Source organism: Gordonibacter sp., from assembly GCF_036667095.1.
GTDB lineage: Bacteria > Actinomycetota > Coriobacteriia > Coriobacteriales > Eggerthellaceae > Gordonibacter.
This window is the reverse complement of the sequence record NZ_JAVWUP010000238.1, coordinates 1-3,454: the sequence shown is the minus strand read 5'-3', so window position 1 is coordinate 3,454 and position 3,454 is coordinate 1. Positions and strand designations below refer to the sequence as shown.

The window sequence follows — 3,454 nt, the reverse complement described above, 5'->3', positions numbered from 1 at the left end:
ACCCTCCAGCGTGGGGCCTTTGTATGCGACACATCACGGAGGATGCAGGGTATGACGCAGCGAATCACACAAAATCAGGAGTTATATTGCCAGGCACGCTTGCGTGGCCTTACGCAGCGCGCAGCCTACCGAGAAGCGTATCCACGCAGCCTACAGTGGCGAGATGATAGCGTTGATAACGCCGCTTCGGCACTCGAACGTAACCCACAGGTTTCAGCTAGGCTAGAAGAGCTTAACAAGGCATCCGCGAAGCGCGCAAGTATCAAGCGCAGCAAGCTTCTGAACAGGCTTGATAGCTTAGCTGACAAGGCTGATAAACGGCTTATCAACAATGCAGATGACATTAACACCCTCAACGCCGATATACTTATCAAAGCGACCAAGGAACTACTCCCCTATGCAGAGGACGAAGCCGCCAACGACCAGGCTTTTACCGTTGACTTCGGGTTGCTTATCGCTCCCCCGTTTCTGCGGCCACACCGCTACATAAACGACAAGGCTATGCGTGACCTTTGGGTGCGCGGCGGTCGTGGCTCTACCAAGTCTTCCTGGGCATCGCTTGAGGTTGTCAACTACATCGAGCGCAACCATGACCAGCACGCCTTAGTGCTTATGAAACACAAGAACAACTTGCGTGATGCAGCATACGCGCAGATTGTGTGGGCTATCGAAACGCTGGGGCTTGAAGAAGAATATGACATGCCGCCATCAACGTTTCGGATCCGCAAGCGCAGTACGGGGCAGCTGATTATCTTTCGCGGCTGCGATGATGCGAGCAAGATAAAATCCATCAAGGTTCCGTTTGGTTACATCGGCATTGTGTGGTTTGAAGAAGCTGATCAGTTTTCCGGCATGGCCGAAATCCGCAAGGTACGTCAGTCGGCCACACGTGGCGGCGAAGATGCCGTGCGCATTTATACCTACAACCCACCGCGATCAAAGAACTGCTGGATTAACGAGTATGTACAACAGCGCATCGACGGTGGCAAAGAAGCCTTCGAGAGCACGTTCCTCGATGTGCCAAAGGAATGGCTCGGTGATCACTTCATAGCCGATGCTGAAGAACTTGCGAACGATGATCACCAGTCTTACGAGCACGAATACCTGGGTCTTCCCGTTGGCATGGGCGGCGACGTGTTCGACCGCGCTGTATTTCGCGAGATAGAAGATGAAGAGATAGCCGCGTTCGACAACATTCACGCAGGCCAAGACTTCGGGTGGTACCCCGACCCCTGGGCATACACCATGAGCGATTGGCAACCAGGGCAACGCACGGTGCTTACCTACCGCGAGCTTGGAGGTAACAAGATTCAGCCGCCAGCAGCTGCAAACCTTATACACGATGCGCTCACGTGGTCTGACGACCCGGGAGCAGCACCGGAGTACCACCACATAAAGGTAGCATCCGACGACGCGGCACCGGAGCAGATAAGCGCCCAGCGAGATGCCGGAGTGAACGCACGCGCCGCCGGCAAAGGCAACAAGCGCATGGCGTCCTACGTGTGGTTGGCCTCCGTCAAGTGGGTAATAGACCCTGCTCGATGCCCTAAGCTTGCCGCAGAGGTACGTCGCAAGCAATACGACCGCAACAAGGATGGTGAGTGGCTCAACGTCATCCCTGATGGCAATGATCACTATATCGATGCCACGCGCTACGCCTTCATGGACGTAGTATCGCGAGCGCGCTCTGCCTATCGGGCGACACAAGCGGAAGAATAGCGACAACGCAACCGAAGGAAGGCAAGCGATGTCGCTAGATGAATTCAGCGTACCAACACACGTGCAAAGAGCAATCTCGAAGGCTGGCTATAAGCTGCCATCATCCATGGATAGCATCATTGCGCAATGGCACGGATGGTACACCGGCAGCAGTTCGTGGTACAAAGAGAGCTATATTACCGTTGATGACCACCGCAGAAGCCGCGACAAGATGTCCATTAAGCCGGCTCGCCGCGTATGCCGCGAGTGGGCTTCGGTCATCCTAAACGAGGCGACAGAGATTTCGTGCGAATCGCCGCTGGCCAATACATGGCTGCACGATTACCTCGACCGCTCAAACTTCTGGCCCACGGGTCAAGCATTGGTTGAGAAGGGATTTGCACTAGGCACTGCCGCTTGGGCGCTGTGGTTTAACTTCGCCGACAACGGGGCAGCTACTATGACTATGCGTCGCTACGATGCGCGCATGATAGTCCCGCTGTCGTGGGACGAAGAGGGCATCACCGAATGCGCCTTTGTAACGCGCGCTTTTATCAAGGGCAAACAAGCAGATCAGGTGCAGATGCACGTGCTAGACGGCGGAACCTACCATATCATCACGATGCTGTTTATCGATGGTAAGCAGGTTGATCCGGAAGCCTGTGGTGCGCTCGCCGACTTTGACACAGAATGCACGACTAAAACATTCGGAGTATTCAAGCCGGCCATCGAGAACACGGAAGCAGACTTTTCCCCTTACGGAATGAGTGTCTTTGCCGATGCGGTTGATGCGATCAAGGCAACCGACATCACGTTTGACGCGCTGTTTCAGGAAATCGAGCTGACCGAAGTCAAAGTGTTCATGAGTGACGAACTCCTTGATGTACGTGACGACAAAGGCAAGACGGTCCCCTTGCCCAAAGGTCCCAAGAATCGCAAGTTGTTTGGGCAGTCCGGCAAAGACTTCTATGAGGTTTTCAGCCCGGATATACGCATTGATCCACTTAAAACAGCATTCAACGTGGCACTTGGCGAGCTTGGCGACCTCACGGGTTTCGGCGCGCAATACTTCCAACTCGACAAGCAGGGCGGACTTAAAACTGCTACCGAGGTATCCAGTGACAACAGCGCGCTTATGCGCAACATCCGCAAGCATGAAAACGTAATCACTGGAGCGTTGCAAGACATCATCACCGCAGTACTCACGTGTGCGCGCATCCACCTTGGGGCGAACATAGAGGAAGACCCGGGCGTTATATCCGTGCTCTACGATGACAGCATCATCACCGACACCCAGGGCGAGAAGAACATGGCGCTTGCTGAAATCGCTGCACTGGGCATCCCGTGGCTTAAGGAGAAGTACCTCGTTGACTTCATGGCATTATCGCCTGATGAAGCAAAGAGCCTTGTGCCGTCGCAAGAAGTAGTAGACACGGGCTTTTAAGTGCTCGACCCCGATTACATTGAGCAAGCCGGTGACATGGTCGCCGCCATCTACACGCAAATAGAGGCAGAGATGCTCGACTACCTTGTTGCGCAGCTGCTTGACAGCGAGGAACTTACACAGCGTGGGTTCACCGCACTTGCTTTGCTATCACAATCACACAGCAACGAACTGCGCACCATCATCGACCGCAATAAAGGCGGCATCGCGGCTGCGGTCTACAACACCGTTGAGCAAGCTCTTAGTAGTTCGGATGCCGACGACATAAAACGACTTGGTTCAGGCGAGAAGGTATACCCGCAGCAGGTTGAC

3 protein-coding genes are annotated in these 3,454 nt (G+C 54.3%); all 3 read left to right on the top strand.

The genetic code is table 11. The annotated features are described in order from the left end of the window. The first annotated feature begins 51 nt into the window (after window positions 1–51). Window positions 52–1,719, top strand: coding sequence for a phage terminase large subunit (locus RR842_RS13020; RefSeq protein ID WP_332730033.1), 1,668 nt, complete (start codon window positions 52–54; stop codon window positions 1,717–1,719). Between the two features lie 28 nt (window positions 1,720–1,747). Continuing rightward, window positions 1,748–3,142 (top strand): phage portal protein, encoded by a 1,395-nt coding sequence (locus RR842_RS13015; RefSeq protein WP_332730032.1) that lies wholly within the window; start codon window positions 1,748–1,750, stop codon window positions 3,140–3,142. Next, window positions 3,143–3,454, top strand: a 312-nt coding sequence (locus tag RR842_RS13010; RefSeq protein WP_332730031.1) for a hypothetical protein, incomplete at its 3' end; no start/stop codon positions are given.